Annotated in this window: 20 protein-coding genes; 11 read left to right on the forward strand and 9 right to left on the reverse strand. The window is 71.4% G+C overall.

The window, feature by feature from the left end:
• Positions 1-52: 52 nt before the first annotated feature.
• The 5 genes from AC6JA9_RS06760 to AC6JA9_RS06780 form a co-directional block, all read right to left on the reverse strand.
• Positions 53-1114 (reverse strand): hypothetical protein, encoded by a 1062-nt coding sequence (locus AC6JA9_RS06760; RefSeq protein ID WP_223746241.1) that lies wholly within the window; start codon positions 1112-1114, stop codon positions 53-55.
• A gap of 146 nt (positions 1115-1260) precedes the next feature.
• Positions 1261-5037, reverse strand: coding sequence for a DUF3858 domain-containing protein (locus AC6JA9_RS06765; protein ID WP_497959296.1), 3777 nt, complete (start codon positions 5035-5037; stop codon positions 1261-1263).
• Positions 5038-5113: 76 nt separating this feature from the next.
• A complete protein-coding gene (locus AC6JA9_RS06770) occupies positions 5114-6967 on the reverse strand; it encodes a serine/threonine protein kinase (RefSeq protein WP_497959297.1) in 1854 nt (617 codons plus the stop codon).
• Between the two features lie 114 nt (positions 6968-7081).
• Entirely contained in the window at positions 7082-7672 is a 591-nt protein-coding gene (locus AC6JA9_RS06775) for a GAF domain-containing protein (protein ID WP_223746244.1), read from the reverse strand.
• 305 nt (positions 7673-7977) lie between these two features.
• Positions 7978-8226, reverse strand: coding sequence for a hypothetical protein (locus AC6JA9_RS06780; RefSeq protein ID WP_255665747.1), 249 nt, complete (start codon positions 8224-8226; stop codon positions 7978-7980).
• A gap of 302 nt (positions 8227-8528) precedes the next feature.
• On the opposite strand from AC6JA9_RS06780, the gene AC6JA9_RS06785 reads away from it, so the two are divergent.
• The 5 genes from AC6JA9_RS06785 (at position 8529) to AC6JA9_RS06805 (ending at position 15791) form a co-directional block, all read left to right on the forward strand.
• The gene (locus tag AC6JA9_RS06785) at positions 8529-8984 is read left to right on the forward strand and encodes a hypothetical protein (RefSeq protein ID WP_141331959.1); all 456 of its coding nucleotides are present in this window, start codon (positions 8529-8531) and stop codon (positions 8982-8984) included.
• Positions 8985-9032: 48 nt separating this feature from the next.
• Entirely contained in the window at positions 9033-10466 is a 1434-nt protein-coding gene (locus AC6JA9_RS06790) for a sensor histidine kinase (protein WP_223783611.1), read from the forward strand.
• Positions 10463-11806: a sigma-54-dependent transcriptional regulator gene (locus AC6JA9_RS06795; RefSeq protein ID WP_046711316.1), complete on the forward strand. Its 1344-nt coding sequence runs from the start codon at positions 10463-10465 to the stop codon at positions 11804-11806. The genes AC6JA9_RS06790 and AC6JA9_RS06795 overlap by 4 nt, the downstream gene beginning before the upstream one ends.
• A gap of 376 nt (positions 11807-12182) precedes the next feature.
• The gene (locus tag AC6JA9_RS06800; protein WP_497959299.1) at positions 12183-13439 is read left to right on the forward strand and encodes a C39 family peptidase; all 1257 of its coding nucleotides are present in this window, start codon (positions 12183-12185) and stop codon (positions 13437-13439) included.
• A 669-nt stretch (positions 13440-14108) separates the two neighbouring features.
• Positions 14109-15791, forward strand: a complete 1683-nt coding sequence (locus tag AC6JA9_RS06805) for a L,D-transpeptidase family protein (protein WP_497959300.1) — start codon at positions 14109-14111, stop codon at positions 15789-15791.
• 2 nt (positions 15792-15793) lie between these two features.
• On the opposite strand, the gene AC6JA9_RS06810 is transcribed toward AC6JA9_RS06805, so the two are convergent.
• The 4 genes from AC6JA9_RS06810 to AC6JA9_RS06825 form a co-directional block, all read right to left on the reverse strand.
• Positions 15794-16207 carry a secondary thiamine-phosphate synthase enzyme YjbQ gene (locus AC6JA9_RS06810; RefSeq protein ID WP_223746247.1) on the reverse strand — a complete coding sequence of 138 codons (414 nt, stop codon included), beginning with the start codon at positions 16205-16207 and terminating at the stop codon, positions 15794-15796.
• 7 nt (positions 16208-16214) lie between these two features.
• On the reverse strand, positions 16215-16961 hold the full coding sequence (locus AC6JA9_RS06815; protein WP_497959301.1) for an alpha/beta hydrolase: 747 nt from the start codon (positions 16959-16961) through the stop codon (positions 16215-16217).
• Positions 16961-17698, reverse strand: coding sequence for a peptidylprolyl isomerase (locus AC6JA9_RS06820; protein ID WP_223746249.1), 738 nt, complete (start codon positions 17696-17698; stop codon positions 16961-16963). Before AC6JA9_RS06820 ends, AC6JA9_RS06815 begins: the two co-directional genes overlap by 1 nt.
• Before the next feature lie 89 nt (positions 17699-17787).
• Positions 17788-18756, reverse strand: coding sequence for a PGAP1-like alpha/beta domain-containing protein (locus tag AC6JA9_RS06825; protein ID WP_497959302.1), 969 nt, complete (start codon positions 18754-18756; stop codon positions 17788-17790).
• Between AC6JA9_RS06825 and speD the strand changes: the two genes are divergently transcribed.
• The 6 genes from speD to AC6JA9_RS06855 are packed head-to-tail and all read left to right on the forward strand — an operon-like array spanning position 18746 to position 24747.
• Positions 18746-19264 carry an adenosylmethionine decarboxylase gene (gene speD / locus AC6JA9_RS06830; protein WP_223746251.1) on the forward strand — a complete coding sequence of 173 codons (519 nt, stop codon included), beginning with the start codon at positions 18746-18748 and terminating at the stop codon, positions 19262-19264. The genes AC6JA9_RS06825 and speD overlap by 11 nt on opposite strands.
• Positions 19261-21162, forward strand: a complete 1902-nt coding sequence (locus AC6JA9_RS06835) for a DUF4178 domain-containing protein (RefSeq protein ID WP_497959303.1) — start codon at positions 19261-19263, stop codon at positions 21160-21162. The genes speD and AC6JA9_RS06835 overlap by 4 nt, the downstream gene beginning before the upstream one ends.
• Before the next feature lie 30 nt (positions 21163-21192).
• Positions 21193-21354 carry a hypothetical protein gene (locus AC6JA9_RS06840; RefSeq protein ID WP_223746253.1) on the forward strand — a complete coding sequence of 54 codons (162 nt, stop codon included), beginning with the start codon at positions 21193-21195 and terminating at the stop codon, positions 21352-21354.
• The gene (locus tag AC6JA9_RS06845; RefSeq protein WP_046711323.1) at positions 21354-21581 is read left to right on the forward strand and encodes a DUF350 domain-containing protein; all 228 of its coding nucleotides are present in this window, start codon (positions 21354-21356) and stop codon (positions 21579-21581) included. Before AC6JA9_RS06840 ends, AC6JA9_RS06845 begins: the two co-directional genes overlap by 1 nt.
• A gap of 47 nt (positions 21582-21628) precedes the next feature.
• Positions 21629-23125 (forward strand): polyamine aminopropyltransferase, encoded by a 1497-nt coding sequence (locus AC6JA9_RS06850; RefSeq protein WP_223746254.1) that lies wholly within the window; start codon positions 21629-21631, stop codon positions 23123-23125.
• The gene (locus AC6JA9_RS06855) at positions 23116-24747 is read left to right on the forward strand and encodes an FAD-dependent oxidoreductase (protein ID WP_223746255.1); all 1632 of its coding nucleotides are present in this window, start codon (positions 23116-23118) and stop codon (positions 24745-24747) included. Before AC6JA9_RS06850 ends, AC6JA9_RS06855 begins: the two co-directional genes overlap by 10 nt.
• Positions 24748-24864 lie beyond the last annotated feature (117 nt).

Genomic DNA, 24864 nt, shown 5'->3' on the forward strand with positions numbered 1-24864 from the left:
GGGGTGAACGCTGGGGGGGCCCCCGGGGGGAGGCGGGCCCCGAGCCAGGGCTCTAGCGTCGGCGGTCGCCGTCTCCCCAGCCGCCGCCGCGTCCGCCGCGGTGGCGGTCGCCGCCGCGGACGGGCGTGGCCTCATGGCCGCGGGGCGAGGAGCGGTGGCTGGGGGCGCGCCAGCGCTCGTGGCGCTCCGGCCCGCGGTGGTGGCTCTTCCAGCGGTCATCGCGGCCGCGCCACGAGTCGTCGCGGCGGTGGTAGCCGGGGCCCGGCGAGGCGCGGTGGTAGTAGGTCGGCGAGCGCCAGACGCGGTCATGCCGGTAGTAGTGGCCGGAGGCGCGCCACGGGCGGTGGTAGTAGTAGCGGACGGCCGGCGCGCGGTACCACGTGTGCGCGAAGTAGTTGGGGTGGCCCCAGCGCACGGACACGCGGGCGTGGCGGAAGACGGGCACGGTGACGTGCAGCGAGCCGCGCGGCGCCCAGCCTCCGCTGACGAAGTGCCAGGTCAGGCCGCGCTGCACCCAGCGGGGCGACACGAAGACCAGGCCCGCGCGCGGCGGAGCGGCCCACGTGCCATCCACCCAGTCCCAGTTGTTGCCGGACCAGTACCAGTAGCCGGGCTCCCAGGTGAGGTCGGCGGAGGGCGCGGCCGGACGGATTTCCTGGCGCGGCGCGGGAGGCGCCTGCTGCACGGTGAGGGCCTCGGAGGACACGGCGATGGGAATCTCCACCTCGGTGGTGCCCCGCCGCGCCCAGCCGCCGGAGACCCAGTACCAGGCCCCCCGGTCCTCCTCCCAGTAGCCGTTCACGAACTGGTAGCCCTCCATGGGGGCCAGCCACGTGCCCGGGTTGAAGCGCCACTCGTCGCCGTCCCAGTACCAGTGCCCGGAGGCCCACACGGCGCCGGCATAGGGCCTGCGCGAGGGCTGCTCCGTGGGCAGCGCCGGAGGAGGCTGGGGCGCCATGGGGGCAATCTCCTCGTCGGAGTCTTCGTCGAACTCGCCTTCGCCGTACTCGCGGCCGTCGTACGAGGGGTCCGCGGCGGGCACTGGCGTCGTCTGCGCCTGAACCACCGGGGCCGACAGCAGGGCCACCATCCAGAGCCAGCTTCGAGGACTCATGACGTCTTCTCCAGGTTGAGAATCCAGCGCCCCGTGCAAGGGGCACCTCACGCCCTTCGGACGCGGGGAGGGGCTCCGTATTCAACCCGGGAGCCCCTCACGGGTCGACCCGTCTCGCCGGCAGAGCGGGCGGACAGGCGGGCGGGCTACTGCTTCACCAGGAACATCTCCCGCGTCTGGATGAGGTCCACGTCTCCGGTGAAGCCGGCGAACTGCTCGTACTGGCGGGGCGCGACGCGCGCGCGAGGCAGCCGCAGCGACTCGGTGATGGTGAGCGTGGCGCCCTCCTGCTTCTCGGTGCGGGTGAAGTGGCCGAAGGGGTTCTTCACGTCGATGGGGGGCTGCGGGTCGGGCAGCTTCCAGCCCGGGGGCAAGGACAGCGCCACCTGCGTGCTGCTGGCCTCGGTGTTGTCGATGTAGAGCGGCGTGCGGCGGCTGCTCAGCTGCACGTAGCGGCGGCCCAGCTGCGCGGGGAAGGTGAGGGGGCCCAGCGCCATGCGGTTGCCACCCTCCAGCCGTCCGAAGCGCGGCACGGTGAACTCGTAGCGCAGCACGAAGGGCGCGCCCACCTGGTCCCGGTGGTCCAGCGTGACGCTGGAGAGCGCCGCGCCGCCGAAGTAGCGCGCCACCGCGCCCTGGAGCGCCTGGTTGCGGCTCTCCGCCGACAGCTGGTTGAAGGCCTCCGCCAGCTGCGCCGCCTCGAAGCCCGTGTACGTCTCCTCGCCCTTGCCGGTCATCTTCCCCTCGGCGTCGAGCGAGAGCGTCAGGCGCACCTGCTTGCCCGTGGACTGCTTCGTCGCGGGCGTCTTCACCACTTCCAACTTCCTGCCCGGCTCCGGCAAGAGGTACGCCGTCAGCTCGCCCATGGCGAACTCCGGCAGCTCACCGAAGGGCCCGTAGCGCACCGACGTGTCCACCCACACCGGCTCGCTCCCCGGCACCTCCACGCGCAGGGCGGCGTAGGGCAGCAGGCTGTCGTTGGGGAACAGGTACTCGGCCGGGTCCACGTTGAAGGTGCGCACCGCCGCCACGCGCGAGGGGATGCCCAGCTCCTCCAGGCCCGCCTTGAGCACCGTCAGCCGGCTGCCCCGGTCCTGCGCCACCGTGGACGCCGCGGACTGGCCCAGCCCGTTGTCCCGTCCGGAGAAGCGCTGCATCACCGCCGCGTGCAGCGCCTTCACCGCCTCCAGGCCCTCCTTGCCCTGGGTGGCCTCGCGGGTGAAGCGGACGACCTCCGCGGTGCGCGCCCAGCGCTCCTGGAACGCGTCGCCGTAGATGCGCGCCAGGCTGTCGTTGCCCGTGGCGCCCGCGCCCACCATGACGAAGGGCAGGTACTCGTTGCCGGAGGGCGGCGCGTCCGGCTCGGGAATGAACGGCGGCACGCGGCGCGCCTCGTAGTGGAAGACCTCCTCGTCGCCCCTCACCGTGGGCTGGGGCGCCTTCATCGCGTGCGCGTCCACCTTCATGCCCGTGCCCTTGGGCGCGGCCACCGTGTACGTGGTCCACGCGTTGGGCTGGTTGGCGATCTGGAAGTAGAACGCGGACGCGGTGAAGCCCGGCTGCGCGGGGCCGCGCGGGCTCTCCGCCAGCAGGTACTCCACCTGCACGCTGTCCCCCACCTGCACGCCGGGCAGGCTCACCGTGTCCTTGCCCTCGATGTTCTCCGGCTCGAGCACGCGCCCGTCCGCCTTGAGCGTGCGCAGCGCCAGCACCTGCGCGCCGCGGGGCACGTTGACCTCCGCGATCTCCTGCACGCCCGACTGCTCCAGCGCCTTCTGGATGGTGTGGATGCGGTTGACGATGCTGCCGTCCGGGTACACGCGCACCGCCGCGGCATCCAGGACGAACACCGCCGCGCCGCCGGTCACGGGCTCCGCGTCGTAGGCGCGCAGCGCCTCCTGCCCGTCGATGGCGAACTCCTGCAGCAGCTCCTTGCCCGTCTTCGCGCGCTCCACCGCGCGGCGCAGCGACAAATCGTCCCCCTCCAGCGCCAGCGCCTTCTCGCGCAGCGCGAGCGCCTCCGCGCCCTTGCCCGAGTACTCGCGCACGTCCGCCATGCGCTTGAGCAGCTCCGTGTTGCGCGGCCACGTCACCGCCAGCTTCTCCAGCACGGCGATGGCGTCGTCATGGCGACGCAGGCCCACGTAGAGGGTCGCCAGCGACGTGCCCGCGCTCACGCTCGTCGGGTCCCGGGCGAGCAGCTGCGCGTACTCGCGCGCGGCGGCCTCCAGGTCCCCGCGCGTGCGCGCGTGGTCCGCCCGCCGCGCCGCGACGCCGGGGCAGTCCTTCTGCGCCTCCACCAGCGTGTTGGAGCGCTCCACCGCGTCGCGCCGCCGCGCCAGGTTGTACTGGAGCCCCAGCGCCTCACACAGCTGCGGCTGGAGCTGCAGCGCCGCGGCCAGCGACTCCTCCGCCAGCGCGTCCACGTCCAGCGTGAGCGCCGCGCGCGCGCGCATCAGGAACAGCGGGAAGCCCGGAGGCTGCACCGCCTCGCTCGCCGTCTTCAGGGTCTCCAGCGCGCTCGCCGCCTGCCCGTCGTCCATGAACAGGTCCGCGCGCAAGAGCAGCGCGGCCACGTGGGTCGGGTCCTTGGACAAGAGCGCTTCCAAATCCCGCGTGGCCCGGCCGCGCGCCACCTTGGAGGGCACCGTCCGGTCCGCCGCGGCCACCTCCGCGCGCAGGGCCAGCAGCGCGGGCGTCGTCGCGTCCACGTCCGCCATCAGCCGCCGGGCGCCGTCCGCGTCGCGCGCCAGGCCGTCACGCGCCGCGAGGAACGTGGAGAGCAGCTCCCCCGCCTCGCCCGAGAGCGCGTCCTTGATGGACTTCGCGGTGGGGTAAACGCCCTTCGCGTCGGCCAGCGAGGGGGCGCTGCCCCACGTCGCGGGCGCCGGTCCGGTGGCCGCGGTGAAGCGCACGTTGGCGGGCTGGCCGTCCTCTCGCAGCAGCGAGAACGACAGCACGCCGGAGGTGCCGCCCTTGAGCTGACGGACGATGATGCGGTGCTTGCCCGCCGACAGCTTCACGGCGCGGCTGGTGACGGTGGAGGTGGCCTGCGTCCACGCGGCGCGCTCCAGCACCAGCGTGCCGTCCACCACCACCTGGTGCGACGCGGCGCTCACCGAGCGCGCCACGTAGGTCGCCCCTTGCGGCACCTCCGCGTCGAAGGCCATGAGGTACACGTCGCCCTCGCCCGGCTCGCCGCCCAAATCCAGCCGGCCGTCCGGCGCCAGCAGCTTGCGCGTGGGGAGCGCCCCGAAGGCGCCGGTGAACGGGCCTGTGAGCGAGCCGCCCTGGCCGGTGGGCCACGCCTCGTCCCACGACAGGACATGGAAGGCGGAGAAGGGCCCCACGAGCGTCGCCTCGGACACGCCGCCCAGTTCCTTGAGCACCGCGTCGCGCGCCTTGAGGTCCCCGCGCGTCACCGCGACCGACAGCCTCGTGCCGCGCAGCAGGTACGCCGTCTCGCCCGACGCGCCCGCCGCGAGCGCCTTCTGCGCCGCCGCGAGGATGGCCTCATCCAGGGGCGGCGCGGTGCCCACGGTGTCCAGCGCGTAGCGCGCGCCGATGAGCGCCAGCGGGTGCGTGGGCGCGCGCGTCACCACCTCCAGCGCGGCCACGAGCGCCCGGTCCGGCCGCCCCGCGCGGCGCGCCAGCAGGTGCTGGCCGATGAGGGCGTAGGGGTCCGCCGGGTCCTTCGCCACGGCCGCGTCGAAGCGCTGCTGCGCCGCCGCCGCGTCGCCTTCCATCAGGTACGCGTGGAAGCCGGCGAAGGCGAGCGTGCGCGCCTCGTCCGTGCCGGAGCGCGCCTTCTCCGCGGCGCTCTCCAGCACGCGCGGCGCGACGCTGGGGGTGGGGGAGTGGGAGCAGCCCGTGAGGCCGGCGACGAGTGCGAACGCGGTCAGGCCGCGGCGGAAGGTGCGCATAGGAGTGCCGAGGGATAATGCAATCCCCCGTCACTGGCCATATTCCCCTGCGGAACTCTGTCGCCTTCGTGCCCGTCTAGCGGCGCTTGCCGTTCTTGGGCGCGGGCTTGACGGGCTGCTTCTTGGGGGGCGGAGGAGGCGCCTTCTTGGGCACCACCGCCTTGGCCGGCACCGCCGCGGCCACCTTCGGCGGGGACGGGGTGGGCGTCGGCGGCACCGGCGCCGTCGTCCCTACGGGCGGCGACTGCTTGAGCACGTAGGTGATGCCGGACACGCGGCAGGTGCCCTCGATGCAGCCGAAGCCGGGGAAGGGCGCGTCGCCGAACTGCTCCACCCAGCCCGCTCCCAGCACCAGCGGCTCGAAGAGCGCCCGGCGGTCCTTGCCCGTGCCCAGGAACGCCTCCAGCCGCCCCTCCGCGTCCACCGCCAGCTCCACGTTCACCGGGCCCGCCTTGGGGGACTCGATGCCGAGCATCGCACCCCGGCGCTCGCCGAGCGCCCACTCCAGCCGCAAGGGCTCGCCCACGCCGTTGTGCACCAGCGCCACGTAGCGGCCCGTGCTGCCCAGCAGCAGCATGGACGCGGTGGGCGGCGGGGACGGCTGGTAGAGGCTGAACATGTCGCGCAGGCGGCGCTCGAAGGTGAGCGGCGGCGCCTCCGTGAGCAGCTGCGCCGTGAGGCTGAGGCTGTCGCCGTCCCGGCGCGTGACGTCCACGCGCACCCGGCCCACGCTCTGCTCGTCGTCCTGCCAGGGGAAGACGAGCGTCTTGTCCTCGAGCGTGACGGGGCGTCCGGCCACCACCAGGCTCTGCTCCGCCAGGCCCTCGCCCAGGGTGAGCCTGCGCCGCTCGGGGTTGGACTCCTCGCGCCCGGGCACCGGCTGGATGCGCGGCTCGCCCAGGTAGGCCATGAGGGTGGCGCCCGGCGCGGACGCCGCGCGGCGCTCGCCGCTCAGATAGAAGGCCGTGCCCAGGACCAGGCTGGCCGCCAGCACCATCACCACCGCGGCGGCCTGCATGGTGGTGCGCACCACCTTGCGCACGCCCGCCTTGAAGCGCTGCACCCGCGTCTGCTTCACCGGCAGCATCGACGGCAGGCTGCCGGGGACGAGCAGCTCCAGGTCCGCGATGAGCGCCGCCACCGACGGGTAGCGGTCCTCCGGGTCCGGCTTGAGGCACTTGGTGACGATGCCGTCCAGGCGCGCGTCCAGCCCGGGCTTGCGCTGCGAGGGCGGGTCGAACGTGCCCAGCGGCACCTCGCCGGTCAGCCACTCGTAGAGGATGACGCCCAGCGAGAAGATGTCCGCGCGCGCGTCCGCGTTCTTCGCGTCCACGCGCTGCTCGGGCGCCATGTACGACAGCGTGCCCATGGACACGTGCGTGGACGTCAGCGCGTAGCGCGACGAGGGGCTGGCGTCATCCAGGAACGAGGCGAGCCCGAAGTCCGACACCTTGGCGATGCCGCCGGCCTGCTGGTCCAGCAGGATGTTCTCCGGCTTCAGGTCGCGGTGGATGACGCCGCGGCCGTGCGCGTACTCGATGGCCCGGCAGATTTCGAGCATGCGCCTGAGCGCGCCCATCATGTCGAACTGGGACTGGCGGATCAGCTCGCGCAACGACGGGCCGTCCACGAACTCCATCACCAGGTAGTAGGTGGCGTCCGTCTTACCCTTGTCGACGATGGAGACGACGTGGGGGTGGCTCAGCGCGGCGAGCGCCGCGGCCTCCTTCTGGAAGCGCGCGATGAAGGACGGGTCCTTCGCCAGCTCCTGGTTGAGCAGCTTCACCGCCACCGTGCGCCCGAGCGACAGCTGGGTGGCCTTGTGGACCTCGCCCATGCCTCCGGTGCCCACGAGCTTTTCGAGGCGGTAGCCGCTGATGAGGTCGGGGGAGCGAGGCCGGCTGATCGCCGTCGGGTCGATGGAGGACATGGCGGTAGACAGGGGGCCGCCAGGGTAGCAGAAACCCTCGACGCACGGGGCCAGGGCTCAAGGGGGGAGGGTCGCCCGCGCCCTCCGTCGCCTGGCGACCGGGGAGGCGAGGGGCTAGTGCCCGGACGCCGGCGTGCGGCCCACCGCCGCCCTCAGGCTGTTGCGCACCTGGTCCAGCGAGGAGCGCATCTGCCCGTGGCGCACCGACGCCGCCACCGCCCGCGACAGCGACTTGAGCAGCGACACGTCCTCGGGCTTCCAGGCCCGGGGCTGCCGGCAGTCCTCGAACACCGCCACGCCCCACCACTGCTGACGCGAGGGGTTGATGGGGCACAGCAGGATGGAGTGCGTCCCCTGCCGCTCGAGCAGATCGCGCATCATCGGCGGCGCGTCACGGGTGGGGCACGCGACCACCATCCCCGCCTCCAGCATGTCCACCCAGCCCGGCGCGAAGTCCCGGAACGAGAACGCGCGCAGCACGGGGTTGGCCAGGGGCGACGCGGTGGGCGGCTCTGCCCAGGCGTAGCGCAGGTCCGTCACGAACCGGCCGTACGTCTGCGACACCCGGTTCTCGAAGATGTAGGCCCGGTCCACGCCCATCGCGTGCCCCACCAGCCCCAGCGACTCCACCGCGGTGGCGGGGCAGAGGCCCTTCTCCAGCAACAGCTTCGAGGCTTCCGACACCTTCGAGAAGGCTTCCACCATGGGGGTGACTCCAGGAAAAGACGGATTTGCAATGGGGTTCCGCAGGAATCCGGAACCGACTGTCATCCTCTGAAGTCGTATTAAGCTCGATTACTGTGTTTCTGTCAAATCCCAGCTTTGCTGAAAATCAAGAGCTCGCCACGGAGACAATGACCCAGGCGGGGTGTAGATGACACAGGTGACTTTCCGAGGGAGGCGACCTGGCCGTGAAGTGTCCGGGTGATGACAGACCCCGAAATGCCGCGAGGGCGCCCCCCTTGGAAAGGGCGCCCTCGCGGGGATTCCTCGAAGTGAGGAAATCGAGACTACTTGGTCTCGGCGGCCGTCTCGGCCTTGGGGGCGGCCTTCTTGGCCTTCTTGCCCTTGGCGGGCTTGGCCTCCGCGGCGGGCTTGGCCTCGGCCGTCTCGGGCTTGGCCTCCTCGGCCTTCATCTCGGCGGCGGGAGCGGGCTGCGCCTCGGCGGCGGCGGGCTTGGCCTCCGCGGCGGCCGGAGCGGGGGTGTTGGCAAACGCGGTGGCGGCGGCGAGCAGGGCGGCGGCGAACACGGTCTTCATGGAATGCTCCGTTGAGGCAGGACGACGCAGGATTGCGCCGTATCAGCGGACAGGCGCTTGAGCAGCGGGCGTGCCAGCGCGGCCTTCCGAGGGAAGCGCGTGGGCTTTCGTGCGCGTGCTGGGGAGGAAATCCTCAGTTGAGGCTCCAACATTGGGGGCTTGCTCCCCAGACGGGCGCTTGTCGCTTTGACGACACCGGGCCACTTGAGCAAGCTGCGCACGCGTCCTTTGCTGCAACAGGACACGAGCCCGTCGCACCTCGTCGCGAATCTCTCGCGACCGCGGCGCGGGAGAGACGGTGTATGCGGTCCCTGTGGTTCGCGATGGCGACGGCGGTGGCATGGCTGGCGACAGGGTGCGCGCGAATCCCGCCTGAGCGCCTGGAGGCGCAGGTGCTGGAGACGCTGCACTGGCAGCGCCAGTACGAGGCGGAGCGCGAACGCATGGAGTCGGTGGCGGTGAAGCTGGCGGCGCTGGAGTCGGCCATCGAGCGGCTCAAGCAGGAGCGCGCGGAGGCGGAGCAGGGCCGCGCGGCGCTGATGGAGGAGCTGGCGCGCACGGAGGCGGACCGGCACGCGCTGGAGGAGCACAACACGCAGCTGCTCGCGCGGGAGCGGGAGCTCAACGAGCTGCGGGAGATGCACGAGCAGCTGTCGGACGTCTTCTATGAGTCGGCGCTGGAGCGGGCGCGGCGGCGGTTGCCGTCGGCGCGGCAGCCGGATGCTCCGGCGGCAGGCGACGGGACGGCGGCGCCCTGAAGGTCAGGACGCGGGTCCTCGGCCCGTGCTCCGTGGTACAGGACGACCCTGGTGAGCACCCGCAAGTCCATCCGTGGCTATCGCGCCGGCTTCTTCTTCGTGGTGGCCCTGCTGTCGGCCGTCACCGCCTTCATGTTGTGGACGGAGGTGCGTACGGGCGCGCAGGTGGACGCGCTGGTGAAGCAGGCGCTGGAGCGCGCCGGCCTCATCGGGCGCATCCGCGTGGACGCGCTGTCGCTGGAGTCCGCGATTGAGGCGCACATCCGCGCCACGGACGACCGGGAGCGCGGCGCGGCCGACGCGGTGATGGAAGAGATTCTCACCGACATCCGCTTCGCCTCGGAGGCGTACACGCGCAACCTGCCCTCGGGCGACAAGGCGATGTGGGAGCGCTTCAACGCCGCGTGCCAGGGGCTGGCGGACCAGGTGCGCGCGGCGGCGGTGTTCTCGCAGCGGCGCGAGGCGGACCGGGCGCGTCGGCACCTGGCCGAGCGCATCCGGCCGGTGGCCGCGCAGCTGGACGCCTTGGGCGAGTCGCTGTCGGAGGAGAACGCGAACGAGGCGCGCCGGCTGGTGGGGCGGCTGGCCGACCTGCGCGTGCGCAACACGGCGCTGGGCGCGGGCACCACGCTCCTGGCCATGCTGCTGTCGGTGCTGGTGGGGTGGCACATCACGCGGCTGCTCAAGCGTCAGGACGCGACGATTCAGGGGCAGCTGGAGGAGCTGGGGCGGCACAACCAGGAGCTGGATGCCTTCACGCGCCGCGTGGCGCACGACCTCATCAGCCCGCTGGCGCCGCTCAAGGGCTACCTGACGCTCATCCGTCGCACGGGCGCGGTGAAGGACGCGGGCGCGCTGGAGATGCTGGCGCAGTGCGAGTCCAGCGCGGTGCGCATGGGGGAGCTGATTGAGGCGCTCTTGCGCTTCTGCCGCGCGGGCACGCGGGGCGAGCGCACGGTGGGCGAGCTGGACACGGCGGTGACGACGGTGCTGCTGGAGGTGTCGCAGGTGGCGGCGCTGCAGAACGTGGCGTTGGACCGGGCGCTGGAGGCGGGCGTGGCGGTGGACTGCCCGGGGCAGCTGTTGCAGGTCACCGCGCGCAACCTGCTGACGAACGCGGTGAAGTACTCGGCGGGGCGGCCCGACGCGAAGGTGACGGTGAGCGTGGCGACGGACGGGGCGGACGCGGTGCTCGAGGTGTCGGACAACGGCATCGGCATGGGGCCCGCGGTGTTGACGTCGTTGTTCCAGCCGTTCTTCCGCGCGCCAGAGGCGCGCTCGCTGCCGGGGCATGGGTTGGGGTTGGTCACCACGAAGCGGGTGGTGGAGGCGCACGGGGGGACGCTGGCGGTGCGCTCGGAGGAGGGGAAGGGGACGCGCGTGGTGGTGCGCTTCCCGAAGGTCGCGCGGCAGACGGTGGGAAGCGCCGTCCAGTCCGCGGAGTCGTCCACGGCTTCCGCAATCCGCAAGGTGGCTTCGTGAGCTCAGCGCGCATCCTCGTCGTGGACGATGACCCTCAGGCGAGGGATTTGCTCCAGCGGTTGCTGGGGCCGCTCGGCTCGGTGGCGCAGGCGGCGCACCCCAAGGCCGCGCAGGAGAAGCTGGCGGAGGGCGCGTTCGACCTGGTGCTCACGGACATGGCCATGCCCGAGCCGGGGGATGGGCTGAAGGTGCTGCAGGAGGTGAAGGCGCACCTGCCGGACACGCCGGTCATCGTGGTGACGGCGTTCGGCAACATCGAGGGCGCGCTGGACAGCATCCAGCTGGGCGCGTTCGACTACCTGGCCAAGCCCTTCGACGTGGATGCGATTTTGCGCATCGCGCGCCGGGCGCTCGAGCAGAAGCGCTTGGTGGAGGAGAACCGCTCCTTGCGCCAGCAGGTGGACCGCACGGCGCTGGTGGGACGCAGCCCCGCGCTCCTGGAGGTCTACAAGCAGGTGGCCCGCGCGGCCGCGAGCAACGTGCCTGTACTGATTACGGGCGAGACGGGGACGGGCAAGGAGATGGTGGCGCGGGCGCTGCACAAGCGCTCGCCGCGCTCGACGGGGCCGTTCATCCCGGTGGACTGCGGCGCCATCACCGAGTCGCTGATGGAGAGCGAGCTGTTCGGCCATGCGAAGGGCAGCTTCACGGGCGCCTCGGGCGCGCGTCGGGGTGTCTTCGAGGAGGCGAACGGCGGGACGCTCTTCCTGGATGAGATTGGCGACGTGGGGATGAAGGTGCAGTCGCAGCTCCTGCGCGTGCTGCAGGAGGGCGAGATCCGCCGGGTGGGCGAGAGCGTGCCGGTGAAGGTGGACGCGCGCGTGGTGGCGGCGACGAACAAGGACTTGAAGGAGCGGGTGGCGGAGGGCGTGTTCCGCGAGGACCTGCTGTACCGGCTGGACGTGGTGCACCTGCACCTGCCGCCCCTGCGTGAGCGGCGAGAGGACATCCCGGCGCTGGTGCAGCACTTCGCGTCGCGGCATGCGCGGGGTGGGGTGAGCCCGGTGGTGACGTCGGAGGCGATGGGGCGGCTGACGGCATACGACTGGCCGGGCAACGTGCGGCAGCTGGAGAACGTGGTGGCGCGGGCGCTGGCGCTCAACGTGACGGGCGTGCTGGGTCCACAGGACTTCCCGGAGCCGATTGGAGATGCGCCCAAGCGGCTGACGGGGCTCGCGGGGGACATGCCGAGCCTCGCGGAGCTGTCGCGGCGGTACGCGGCGCACGTGCTCCAGTCGGTGGGGGGCAACAAGAGCGAGGCGGCGCGCCTGCTCGATGTGGACCGCAAGACGCTCTACAAGCTGCTGGATGGCGCGGGCACGGAGACGCCGGAGGCATAGGCGCTTCGGGTTGGCGCGGCTCGGCCGCTTTCTCGTCGAGACCGTTGTGCGTGAAGGACCGTGTGCATCGCGCCTGTCGAGGCGCTCGCGAGAGCGTCGAGGTGCGGTGCGCGGGGCCGTATGCGGTGGCGCGTAGGTCGGCGCCGTCATGCGGTAGTGCCGGGGTGGGGGGGCGCGGGGCGCTCTCATGCCGTCGCGAAGGCGCGGCGCCCGAGCGCGTGCCGGGCTGTGAGGCGCTCCGAGCGCTCGTTCGTCATCGGGTGTTCCGCTGCGCCTGCGAAGGGCCGCTCCGGGTGCATGCGAGCTGTCCGGTGATGGAGCGTGTCGCTGCGATGCGCCTTGTCTGGAATGGCGGAGCCCTCGCAGACTCCGGGCCGTGAACGCGCGCTCCCTGTCGACGCTGGCCCTTCTCATCACCTCCACGCAGACCGCCTGTGTCTCGCCGCAGAAGGGGCGCGAGGAACTGCCCGTGGAGGAGCCGGGGGCTCCGGCGCGATTGTGGCGGCGCAGCGCGAGCGAGCGCGACTTCGAGCGCTTCACCCGCGAGGGCACGGCGGTGACGGCGGATGGTGCGCTCGTGCTGGAGGCCTCGGCGCGGACCGCCAACGTGCCCGTGCCCGCGGGCCGGTTGGAGGATGGGAGCACGCGCTACCACGAGGCGACCTACCGACTGGGGAGCGCCGTCTCCGAGGTGCAGCTCGTGCCAGGGGGCTTCAACAGCGTCATCCCGTCCTTCGATGCGCTGACGCCGCCGGGCACGTGGGTGAAGGTGACGCTGGCCGCGCGCATCGAGGGCGTCTGGACGAAGGACTACCACCTGGGGGTGTGGGCCTTCGACAAGGAGCCCGTGGCCCGGCACAGCGTGGAGGGACAGGGCGACGCGGACGGTCAGGTGTTCACGGACACGCTCAACCTCAAGCGTCGCGCGGACGCGCTGCGGATGACGGTGTGGCTGTTCTCGTCCAACCCGGAGGCCACGCCGCGTGTGCGCGCGTTGTCGGCGGCGGTGAGCGACAAGCAGGGTGTCGCATGGGATGGCGGTGGAGACCGGAGCGTCTGGGGGACGGTGCTGGAGGTGCCCGGCCACTCGCAGATGCTGTACCCGGACGGTGGGCCTGTGTGGTGCTCGCCGACGTCCACCACGATGCTGCTCGCGTATTGGGGGCGGAGGCTGGGGCGGCCGGAGCTGGTGACCACGGTGCCTTCGTCGGCGGACCGGACGTATGACTGGGTCTACAAGGGCACGGGGAACTGGGTCTTCAACACGGCCTATGCCTCGGCGATGGGCGACGGCGCGCTGCATGGCGCGGTGCTGCGGCTGGATGGCTTCGCGCAGGTGGAGCGGCTCATCGCCGCGGGCATCCCGGTCAGCATCAGCATCGCCTACGAGGAGGGAGAGCTCACCGGCTCACCCGTGCGCAGCTCCGATGGCCACCTCATCGTGCTCAAGGGCTTCACCCCCGAGGGGGATGTCGTGTGCAACGACCCCGCCTTCAAGACGGATGAGACGGTGTCGGTGACGTACAAGCGCGAGGAGCTGTGGCGCGCGTGGCAGCACTCTCGGGGCGCGACGTATGTGCTGTGGCCCTCGGGCACCGCGCTTCCTGTCGAGCTGATTGGGGTGCTGCGCTGACCGGGGCGTGTGGGCTGTTTCACCGTGAGACAATGTCTCGGGGCTCCTGGTGCATACGGGATTCCACTCGTGCGGGTGGGGTTGCGGGAGGCTCCATTCCGTTACATGTGACATCCACCGTCGTGGCGGCACGGATTACGCACCCGAGCGGAGTCGTGCGCAGGGGGCCCCACCTCGGACGACGTTGAGCAAGCGGGCGAGCCCTCGTACCGTGTCGTCCACATGCGACGTTGGCTTCAGCTCGCCCTTCTCCTGCCTGGAATCGCCTGCACGCCTTCGTCCAAGACGACGGAGGAGCCCGGTCCGGCGGGCACCGTCACACCTCCTGGCCCGATAGCAGCGACCGCCGCGCGTGATGAAGCGGGGACGCCTTCCGCCGCGAACGGGCTCGGAGCTGTTCCAGGTGGCGCGAACAGCGGCGGAGCAGGGCCGGCGGCCACCGAGATGGGACACTCGAACGGACTCGAAGGCGGCGGACCGACGCAGCCTGGAGCGGCACCGCTCGCGAATCCTCCCTCGGCGCAGGGACTGGCGAACAGTGCGGCCACGCCGCCAGGTCATGTGAGCGGTGCACCGGTGGAACTCGGAGCAGCACCTCTCGCGAATCCCTCCGCACTCGGCGACACGGCTCGGGCCGATACGACAGTCCCTTCCGCGCAACCCTCCTCGGTGGTTCCCCCGGTCGACGGAGGCACACCCGTCACCGCCGCGACACCGGGCGAGCTGCTCGCGGCCTGGAACCGCACGGCGCCGGTGCTCGACACGGATGGCGGTCCCTCGCGTCCCGTCGTCGCCACGCAGCCCCCGCACTCCGGCGCCCCCTCCGCCGGCCACGAGCCCTCGCTCTCCATCGACCCCGAGCTCAGCGCTACCCCGAAGCCCGAGCGTCAGGAACTCCCCCTCGAAGAAGACACGGACGCGCCGCCACCCGCCGAGCAGCTCGTCGTCATCCCCGACCGGAAGAACCCCAGCGAAGAGCTCGTGCTCGGTCCCGACGGTGAGCCCCTCGAGGACACCAGCCTCGTGCTCGACGACCCCTCCCTCGGGCTCGACGGCGAGGACTCCGAACCCACCGCCTCCACCAGCCCCGACGCGGGCTCCGAGCCCGTCGCAATTCCCTACCAGCCCGACGCCGGCTCGCTGCGCGTCCTCCGCTCCATCGCCGTGCGCTCCGAGCCGCGTCAGAGCTCCCCACCCCTGGGCACCGTGGCCCAGGACATGCGCGTCCTGTGGAAGAGCGAGACGGCCATGCGCAGCTCCGAGTGCGAGGCCTGGGTCGAAATCCAGCCGCGCGGCTGGGTCTGCGAGCGCTACCTGGAGCAGAACTTCCGCGAGCCCCGCGTGCGCGACCTCCCCCGCCTCCGCGAGGGCGAGCTCACCCCCGGCACCTACGCACGCGTCGTCGGCAAGCGCGTGCGCGCCTACCCCAGCCTCGCCCTGGCCCGCGCGCGCAGGAAGGGCGTGCTCCTCAAGGGCTCGGTGACGGTGCAGCTGCGCGGACAGGTGCGCGTGGGACGCCGCACCTTCTGGCGCACCACGGATGGCCAGTACCTGGAAGCCCGGGTGCTGCGCGAGTACCGGCCCTCGGCCTTCGTCGGCGTGGACGCGGAGCAGATGTCCGAGCTCTCCTCGCCCTTCGCCTGGGCCCAGTCACGCCTCAAGCCCACCGCTCCCGTCGTCGTCCGCGTCGCCCCCGACGAGAAGGCCGCGCGCGAGACGGTGCTCCCTCCGAGGACGCTCGTCGCCGTGCGCGAGCTGTCCCCCGATGGCCGCTGGGTGCTCATCTCCGAGGACCACTGGGTGTCACGGGACGATTTGCACGTGGCCTGGTTCACCCACGCGCCCCCCGGCGTCGAGCCCGGCGAGCGCTGGCTGGACGTGGACCTGGAGGCGCAGGTGCTCGTGGCCTACGAGGGCGAGCGCCCCGTGTACGCCACGCTCGTCTCCTCCGGGAAGCCCGGCACGGACACGCCCGAGGGCCTCTACCGCGTCTGGATAAAGTTCGCCGAGGCCGACATGACCGGCTCCGGCACCGCGGGCAATGACACCTACCGCGTGGCCACCGTGCCGTGGACCATGTTCTTCGAGCGCGACTACGCCCTGCACACCGCCTACTGGCACGACCGCTTCGGCGAGCCCACGAGCCACGGCTGCGTCAACCTCTCGCCGCGCGACGCCCGGCTCCTCTACACCTGGGCCGCGCCCGAGGTCCCCACCGGCTGGTCCATGGTGCACGCCACGCCGGAGTCTCCCGGCTCGTGGGTGCGCATCCGGGGACAGGCGAGCCTGCCCCCGAAGCCCCAGAAGGAGCGCAGGGCGCGCGTCGTCGCCAGCACGCGCGGCCTGCGCTGACTTCAGCCCACCACCGACACGGTGACGCGTCGGCGGTGGGGCGACGTGCGGTGCTCCCAGACGTAGACGCCCTGCCACGTCCCCAGGTCCGGCGCGCCGTTCTTCACGGGGATGCTCAGCGAGTTCTGCGTGAGCACCGTGCGCACGTGCGCCGGCATGTCATCGGGCCCCTCCGCGTCGTGGACGAACAGCGGGTCCCCGTCCTTCACCAGCCGCGCGAAGAAGGCCTCCAAATCCCGGCGCACATCCGGGTCCGCGTTCTCGCTCAACACCAGGGACGCGCTGGTGTGATGGAGGAACACGGTGCACAGCCCCTGCTCCAGGCCGCTGTGCTCCACCACTGTGCGCACGTCCGCGGTGATGTCCGTGAAGCCCCGTCCCCGCGTGGACACCGTGAGCTGCTTCGCGTGGTACATGCCCTCGTCAGCCTCCCAGGCGGGCCTTCAGGAACGCGGCCAGGCGCGTCAGCTCGCCCTCGTCAATCGTGTGCGGCCCGTCGAAGGGGAAGAAGTCCACGGACAGGCCCGCCTTCACCAACGTGTCGCGCAGGCGCTCGGCCGCCGCGAGGGGCAGCACGTCGTCATGGCGACCGTGGGCCTGGAACACCGGCAGCCCCTGACGGGCCTTGGCCTTCTGCGTCCACTCCGCCTCCGCCAGCAGCGTGCCCGACAGGATGCACAACCCCGCGGGGCACTCCTCCAGCCGCAGCGCCACGTCCGTCGTCACCATGCCGCCCTGGCTGAAGCCGCCCAGGACGATGCGGTTGTAGGGCAGCTTCGTCGCCGTCGACACCGCGTCCACCACGGACGTGACGGCGCGGCGCGCGGCGGGCAGGCCCTCCGGGACGCTCTTCCCATACGTGTCCCAGTCCCGCTGCTGCCCGCGCATGATGGACTCGGGCAGATGGAACCAGGCACGTCCGGACGCCATGCCCCACTGCGCCAGCGACAGCGGCGCCCCAGGGAACACGAAGCGCACGCGCCCGGCCAGCGAGGCCTCCAGCCCGACAAGCTCCGGCGCCAGCATCACCAGGTCCGTGGCCGGCGCGCCGAAGCCGTGGCAGAGCACCACCACCAGCTCCGGCGTGGCGCCCTCGGACAGCCCGTCCACCACCTGGCAGTCCAGCTCGCCCAGGCGTGTCGCCACGCGGCGCAGCTTGGGCGGGCTCATCACTTCGCCCCGGCCGTGGCCGGCGCGTCCGCCAGGGTGATCTTCTGGATGACCACCGGCTCCACCGGCCGGTCACCGGGGCCCGTCTTCACCTTGGAAATCTTCTCCACCACGTCGTAGCCCTTCGTCACCTCGCCGAAGATGGTGTGGCGGTTGTTGAGGAAGTCCGTCACCGCCGTGGTGATGAAGAACTGGCTGCCGTTGGTGCCCGGGCCCGCGTTGGCCATGGCGAGCAGGCCCGTCTTGTTGAACGTGCGGCCGCTCTGGAACTCGTCGGCGAAGCGGTAGCCCGGGTCACCGCGGCCGGTGCCCGTGGGGTCGCCACCCTGAATCATGAAGTTCGGAATCACGCGGTGGAAGATGACGCCGTTGTACAGCGGCCGGCCCGTCACCTGCTCGCCCGTGTTCGGGTCCTTCCACGGCTTCTCGCCCGTGGCCAGGCCCACGAAGTTGGCCACCGTCAGCGGCGCGTCCTTGGAGAACAGGCGCAGCTCGATGGTGCCCTGGTTCGTCTCCATCGTGGCCAGCAGGTCCTGACCGGCCTGGACCTTCTTGGTCCACTCTCCGGTGGCCTCGGGGGCGGCGGGGGGCGGCGTGGCCGCGACGGGCTTGTCCGCGGGCTTCGTCGCGGCGGGCGGGGTGGGCGTGGCCGCGGTGGGCTCCTTCTTGTCGGAGGAGTCCTTGCAAGCGGCGAGGGAGAGGCTCAGCACGAGCGCAGTCAGGATTCGGAAGGTCATGGGCGGCGCAGATTACCCCCACCCGCGCCGGATTCCAGGACGTCTCGTCGCCCCCCGCCCCGGACGTCCACCGCAGGGCACAATCCCCCTCAGCGGGGCTCGAGCGCCAGCGCCACCATCACCTCGGTGAGGTCCCCCGGGTGGTAGCGGCTGAAGCCCGGGAAGGCGCGCAGCGCGGCCTCCGCGTGGTCCATGTCCGACAGCCGCACCAGGCCCGCCCCCGGCACCTCCGCGTCCAGCGCCGTCACCATGCCGTCGGACGCGTACTGGTAGCGCTCGTCCAGGTAGCGCTGCAGCGCGTAGAGCGACGACAGCCTCGACAGGCGCGAGGTGGCGAGCGCCACCGTGGGGATGTCCAGGGGGTAGGGGTGCCGGCGGATGAACTCCATGCGCTTCGTGTAGGACAGCTCCTCCACCGAGCGCGACACCCCGTGGAACAGCAGCGGGAAGGCGAAGTCGATGAGCCTGCGCATCTCCGGCGTGGTGGACAGGTCGTGCGCGATGGGCGAGCCGCCGTACGGCGCCTGCAGCGTCACCACCGCGCGCACCACGCGGCGCAGCTCCGGGTGCAGCGCGAGCACCGCCGTGCACTCCACGCCGCCCTTGCTGTGGCCCACCAGCACCACCGAGCGCCCGAAGTGCGCCGCGTCCAGCAGCGCCTCGCGCAGCACCGCGACGTTGTCGAGCAGCAGCCCCTCGGTGTCCACCGGCGCCTCGCGCACGTCCAGGCCCCGGCGCTCCAGCCGCTGCACGTTGTCCAACAGGTACCCAGGCAGCTCGTCGCCCAGCATCCCCCGCACCAGCACGTACTGGTGACGCCACGCCTCCACCGGCAACACCGGCTCGCCGTCCCGCACCCGCGCGAGCAGCGCGTGGAAGCGCGGCGTCAGGTCCACCGACGGAGGCGCGCCCGCCGGCAGGTTCAGGAGCCAGCCAGCCATGCCGCCACAGCCCGGTCCCCACCAGCGCGGCGCGGCGGGAAGTCCTCTCAGACCTCGCGTCAGCCGGGCGATGGCCCCGGGCTCCCGCTCCGGAGAGGGCGTGGGGATGGGGGACACGGGCACTTCGGGGGGCGACGGCTGCGTCATTTCACTTGCGGAGCGTAGCGGCAAGCGCGGGCCGGACGCCAACGAGGGGGCGCCCCGGGGGCACGAGCGGCTTTCGTGCGTCGGGGCTCGTGCTAAAGAGGTGGGCAGAGGCGGGAGGACTTCGAAGCTGACGACCGGACAGGAATGGCTCGTTGACGCGAGCGGCTGCTCGCCTGGGTTGCTCAAGGACGCGGCCGCGTTGGCGGCGCTCTTCGAGGAGCTCATCGTCCTGCTGGACCTGAAGGTCGTGGGTCAGCCGCAGTGGCACGTGTTCCCGGAGCCCGGGGGCATCACCGGCCTGACGTTGCTGGCCGAAAGCCACCTGGCCATCCACACCTTCCCCGAGCATGGCTTCGCCGCGCTCAATGTCTACTGCTGCCGCCCGCGCTCCCGGCCCGACTTCGAGTCGCTGCTGGCCAGGCGCCTGGGCGCGGCCTCATGCGAGGTGCGTGAGCTGAAGCGGGGGGTGATGGCGTGAGTCAGGGGAGGTGTCCGTCGTGCGGCGCGGACGTGGAGTTCACCGCCGGCTCGGCGCAGGTCGTGGTGTGCGGCCACTGCCAGACGGTGGTGGCCCGCAAGGGCGATGACTTCGAGTCGCACGGGAAGATTGGCCGCATCGTCCCCACCGACTCCCCGCTCCAGCTGGGTGCGGAGGGGCGCTACGCGCGCTCGGGCTTCCGGGTGGTGGGCCACCTGCAGAAGGACCATGGCGCGGGCCCGTGGGACGAGTGGTACGTGGAGTTCGACGACGGCCGCGCCGCGTGGATGAGCGAGTCCGAGGGCGCCTTCCACCTGCTGCTCGACGGCGGCGTGGAGGAGGGCCTCCAGCTGGAGGACATGCACCCCGGCCAGCGACTGAAGCTGCGCAACCGCGTCTGGGTGGTGGAGGAGCGTGGCCACGGCACCGTGGTGGCCGCCGAGGGACAGCTCCCCAGCGACGTGGACCCCACGCAGGACTCCTATTACGTCGACGCCACCGGCTCCAACGGCGCCTTCCTCACCCTGGACTTCGGCACCCGCCACCGCGACCCGGAGGTCTTCATCGGGGAGCGGCTCAAGCTGGAGCAGCTGGGCATCCCCGCCGACCAGCTGCGCCCGCGCGCGAAGCGCAAGGTGGACCTGCAGCAGGCGCGCTGCACCGAGTGCAACGGCCCGCTGGAGCTGCGCGCGCCGGACCAGTCGCTGCGCGTGGCGTGCCCGTTCTGCGGCGCGCTGCTGGATGTGCGGAAGGGCAAGCTGTCCTTCCTGCGGCTGCTCGAGAAGCCCGACCATCCGCCCCTCATCCCGCTGGGCGCGAAGGGGACGCTGAAGAACACGGAGTGGATGTGCATCGGCTTCCTCGTGCGCTCGTGCACGGTGGAGGGCGTGCGCTACCCGTGGGAGGAGTACCTGCTGTACCACCGGGCGAAGGGCTTCGTCTGGCTGATGAACTCCAACGGCCACTGGGTGTTCCTGGAGCCGGTGGCCGCCGGTGACGTGTCGCTGGCCCCGCTGACGTCCGCCTTCTTCGACAAGCGGCGCTACAAGGCCTTCCAGAACGTGCACGCGGTGACGGAGACGGTGCAGGGCGAGTTCTACTGGAAGGTGCAGGCCGGCGAGTCCGCCGAGGCCACTGAGTACGTGAATCCGCCGTACTCCCTCAACGTGGACGCCACCGAGGACGAGGTGACGTACACGCATGGCGAGTACCTGGCGCCGGAGGTCATCCAGAAGGCCTTCAACCTGGAGCGGCTGCCGCCCGCCGAGGGCATCCAGCCCAGCCAGCCCAACCCCTTCTCCGAGCGGATGAAGTCCACCTTCCTGTGGTCCTTCATCTGGTTCCTGGGGCTGTTGGTGCTGTCGGGCTTCTTCTCCATCAGCGCGCTGAACCGGGTGGTGCTGGAGGAGGGCGTCAAGCTGCCCCCGGAGGCGATGTCCAACACACCCTCCGCCACGCGCTTCAGCGCGCCGTTCGAGCTGACCAAGCGCGGCAACGTGAAGGTGGAGCTGTCCTCGGGGCTGGGCAACAACTGGATTGGCGTGCAGGGCGACCTGGTGAACCAGGACACCGGGGACGTGACGAGCTTCTACCAGGAGCTCAGCTACTACTATGGCCAGGACAGCGACGGCTCCTGGTCCGAGGGCAGCCCGAGCGAGACCCTGTACCTGTCCGCGCTCCCCGCGGGGAAGTACGTGCTGCGCACCACGGCGTCCTTCGATGCGTCACCCCACCCGGTCGACCGCGGCTACCACGTGAAGCTGGTGCACGACGTGCCCAACGGGAGCTGGTTCTGCGTGGCGCTGGTGCTGCTGCTGCTGGGGCCGGTGTTCGCGTTCTTCCGCTCGCACAACTTCGAGACGCGCAGGTGGGCGGACAGCAACCTGGGCAATCATTAGGCTCGCGATGGCACGACACGGAGGCGGGGCATGAAGTGGTTCGGAGGCGTGGTGCTCGCGGCGTACGCGACCATGATGTTGACCGCGTGGTCGCCGTTCACGCGTGAAGAGAAGGACCGGGTGCCGGGCACCGTGAAGCGCGGCCCGGGCGGCATCCTGCTGTGGACTGGTGGTTTTCAGGGAGGGAAGTGATGCTGTTACTCGGCGTCGTCGTGAGCTGGCAGGGTGTGCTGGCGAGCGTCATCTATTCGCTCATCGGCCTGGCGGTGTTCGTGGCGGGCTTCTACGTCATCCGCCTCATCATGCCGTTCGACGTGCACAAGGAGCTGGAGGTCGACCAGAACACGGCGGTCGGCATCGTCATCGGCTCGTTCATCCTCGGCCTGTCCATCATCGTGGCCGCGGCCATCGGTGGTTGACGGGGCGCTTGCCGTCGGGTGGACCGACGCGGCCGTGAAGTGACGACGTGAACAAGACGCTGCTGTACATCACCGTCATCGTCATCGCGACGTGCGGGCTCGTCTACGAGCTCGTCGTCGGGGCGCTGGCCAGCTACCTGCTGGGCGACTCCATCACCCAGTTCTCCACCGTCATCGGTGGCTACCTCTTCGCGATGGGCATCGGCAGCTACCTGTCGCGCTACATCGACAAGGGGGTGGCCCAGCGCTTCGTGGAGGTGGAGCTGGCGGTGGCGCTCCTGGGCGGCATCTGCGCGCCGGTGCTGTTCCTCACCTTCACGCTGACGGACATGTTCCAGGTGGCGCTGTACGGCAGCGTCATCGTCATCGGCGCGCTGGTGGGGCTGGAGATTCCGCTCCTCTTGCGCATCCTCAAGGACCAGCTGAAGTTCAAGGACCTGGTCAGCCAGGTGCTGTCGCTCGACTACCTGGGCGCGCTGGCGGCGAGCGTCGCGTTCCCGTTGCTCCTGGTGCCCAAGCTGGGGCTGGTGCGCACGTCACTGTTGTTCGGCATCCTGAACGCGGCGGTGGGCCTGTGGAGCACGTGGCTCCTGGCGCCGCTGCTGGGCAACCCGCTGCGCCTGCGCATCAAGGCGGTGGTGCTGACGGTGTTCCTGGTGGTGGGCTTCGCGCTGGGGGACAGGCTGACGACGTTCTACGAGGACCAGCTCTACGCGGACGACGTGGTGCACGCGTCCAGCTCACCGTACCAGCGCATCATCCTGACGCGCGGCAAGCGGGGCTTCTCGCTGTTCCTCAACGGCAACCTCCAGTTCGCGAGCCTGGACGAGTACCGCTACCACGAGTCGCTGGTGCACCCGGCCATGGTGCGCGCGGGCAAGGTGGAGCACGTGCTCATCCTGGGCGGCGGCGACGGGCTGGCCGCGCGCGAGGTGCTGCGCTACCCGGAGGTGCGCTCCGTGACGCTGGTGGACCTGGACCCGGCCATCACGGGCCTGGCCATGCGCTTCGACGAGCTGGTGAAGCTCAACCACCACTCGCTGACGGATGCGCGCATGCGCGTCATCAACACGGACGCGATGCAGTTCCTGATGGAGGGGACGCAGCAGTACGACGTGGTCATCGTCGACTTCCCGGACCCGAACAACTTCGCGCTGGGCAAGCTGTACACCACGGGCTTCTACAAGCTGCTCAAGAAGCGGGTGGCGCCCGACGGCGTGGCGGTGGTGCAGAGCACCAGCCCCCTGTTCGCGCGGCGCTCCTTCTGGTGCGTGGAGAACACGCTCAGGGCCGCGGGTTATTGGACGGAGCCCTACCACGCGCTGGTGCCGTCCTTCGGTGAGTGGGGCTACGTGCTGGTGGCGCACGAGGCGCCCGGGCACCACCGCGCGCTGCCCGAGGGCCTGCGCTTCCTGGACCTGCCCACGCTGGAGTCGCTGACGCGCTTCCCTCCGGACATGGGCCCGCTGCCCACGGAGGTGAACCGGCTCAACAACCAGGTGCTGGTGCATTACTACGAGGAGGAGTGGCGGCGGTGGAACTGACGCGGCGGGAGCTCATCGCCGCGTTCCTCGGCTCGGCGGTGGCCAGCGCGTGCAAGCGCGACGCTCCCCGCGCGCCCATCCCCGGCGCCGTGGTGGACCGGGCGGTGGAGGTGGGCCACAAGCTGCGCGGCGGCCCGCTTCCTGTCGCCCAGACGGTGGAGCCGGTGGACGTGCTGGTGGTGGGCGGCGGCATCGCCGGCCTGTCCGCCGCGTGGCGGCTGATGGGCGCGGGCGTGAAGGACGTGCGCGTGGTGGAGCTGGAGGCGGACGTCGGCGGTACGTCCCGCTCCGGGCGCAACGCGGTGACGTCCTTCCCCTGGGGCGCGCACTACCTGCCGGCGCCCACGGAGGACCGGGGCCCGGTGGTGCGGCTCTTGCGCGAGATGGGCGCGGTGTCGGGCGTGGACGCGCAGGGCCTGCCGACGTTCGAGGAGACGCTGCTCATCCAGGAGCCGGACGAGCGCCACTTCTACCGGGGCCACTGGTACGAGGGGCTCTACCTGCGCGTGGGCGCCACGGCCGCAGACTTGGCCGAGCTGGAGCGCTTCGATGCGCGGATGAACGCCTTCGCCGCCGCGCGCGACGCGAAGGGGCGCAAGGCCTTCGCGGTGCCCACCTCTCGCTCCAGCGACGACGCGGAGTGGACGGCGCTGGACGCCTTGAGCATGGCCCAATGGCTGGAGCGCGAGGGCTTCCACTCCACGCGGCTGAAGTGGCTGGTGGACTACGCGTGCCGCGACGACTACGGCGCCACGTCCGAGCACGTCTCCGCGTGGGCGGGCATCTGGTACTTCGCCGCGCGCCAGGACGGGCAGGGCGAGCGCAGCGAAGGCTTCCTGAGCTGGCCCGAGGGCAACGGACGGCTGGTCCAACAGCTGTCGAGCTCGCTGCCGCCGCGCGCGGTGGAGCGCGACGTGCTGGTGCACACCGTGACGCCTTCGGTGAAGGGGTGCCGCGTGGACGCGCTGGATGCGCGCACGGGCCAGCCGCGCTCCTTCCAGGCGCGTCAGGTGGTGCTGACGTGTCCCCGCTTCATCGCCGCGCACGTGGTGGCGCCGTGGCGCGCGCAGCGGCCCGCGTGGCTGTCCGCGTTCACCTACGCGCCGTGGGTGGTGGCGAACCTGACGTTGTCCTCGCCGCCTGTGTCCCGGGGCTTCCCGCTCGCGTGGGACAACGTGTTCCAGGAGAGCAAGAGCCTGGGCTACGTGGTGGCCACGCACCAGCGGCTGCGCCAGGACGAGAACGGCCCCACGGTGCTCACGTGGTACCTGCCGATGGCGGGCGGGGACGTGAAGGCGGAGCGGGAGAAGGCGCTCTCCGCCAGCTACGCGGACTGGGAGGCGCTCGTCATGGCGGACCTGCGCCCCGCGCACCCGGGAATCTCCGCGCAGGCGCAGCGGCTGGAGGTCCAGCGCTGGGGCCACGCCATGGTGCGGCCGACGCCCGGCTTCATCTGGGGGCCGGAGCGCCAGGCCGCGCAGGAGAGCCTGGGGCCCAGCCTGCACTTCGCGCACACGGACCTGGGGGGACTGGCCCTCTTCGAGGAGGCGAACTGGTTCGGGGTGAAGGCCGCGGAGCGCGTGCTGGCGGGACTGGGCGTGGCCTCCGAGAGCTGGCTGTAGCGCGAGTGACGTCCAGGGGCTGTCGAGCCGGGCCCTGCTCGCCCGGCTCCACCCTGGGGACAGCGGTGGCTGTCCGATGCTGTGTCCATTCCTGAGCTTCGGGGCCGGTGCGGTGTC

This window comes from Myxococcus sp. MH1 (assembly GCF_059738865.1).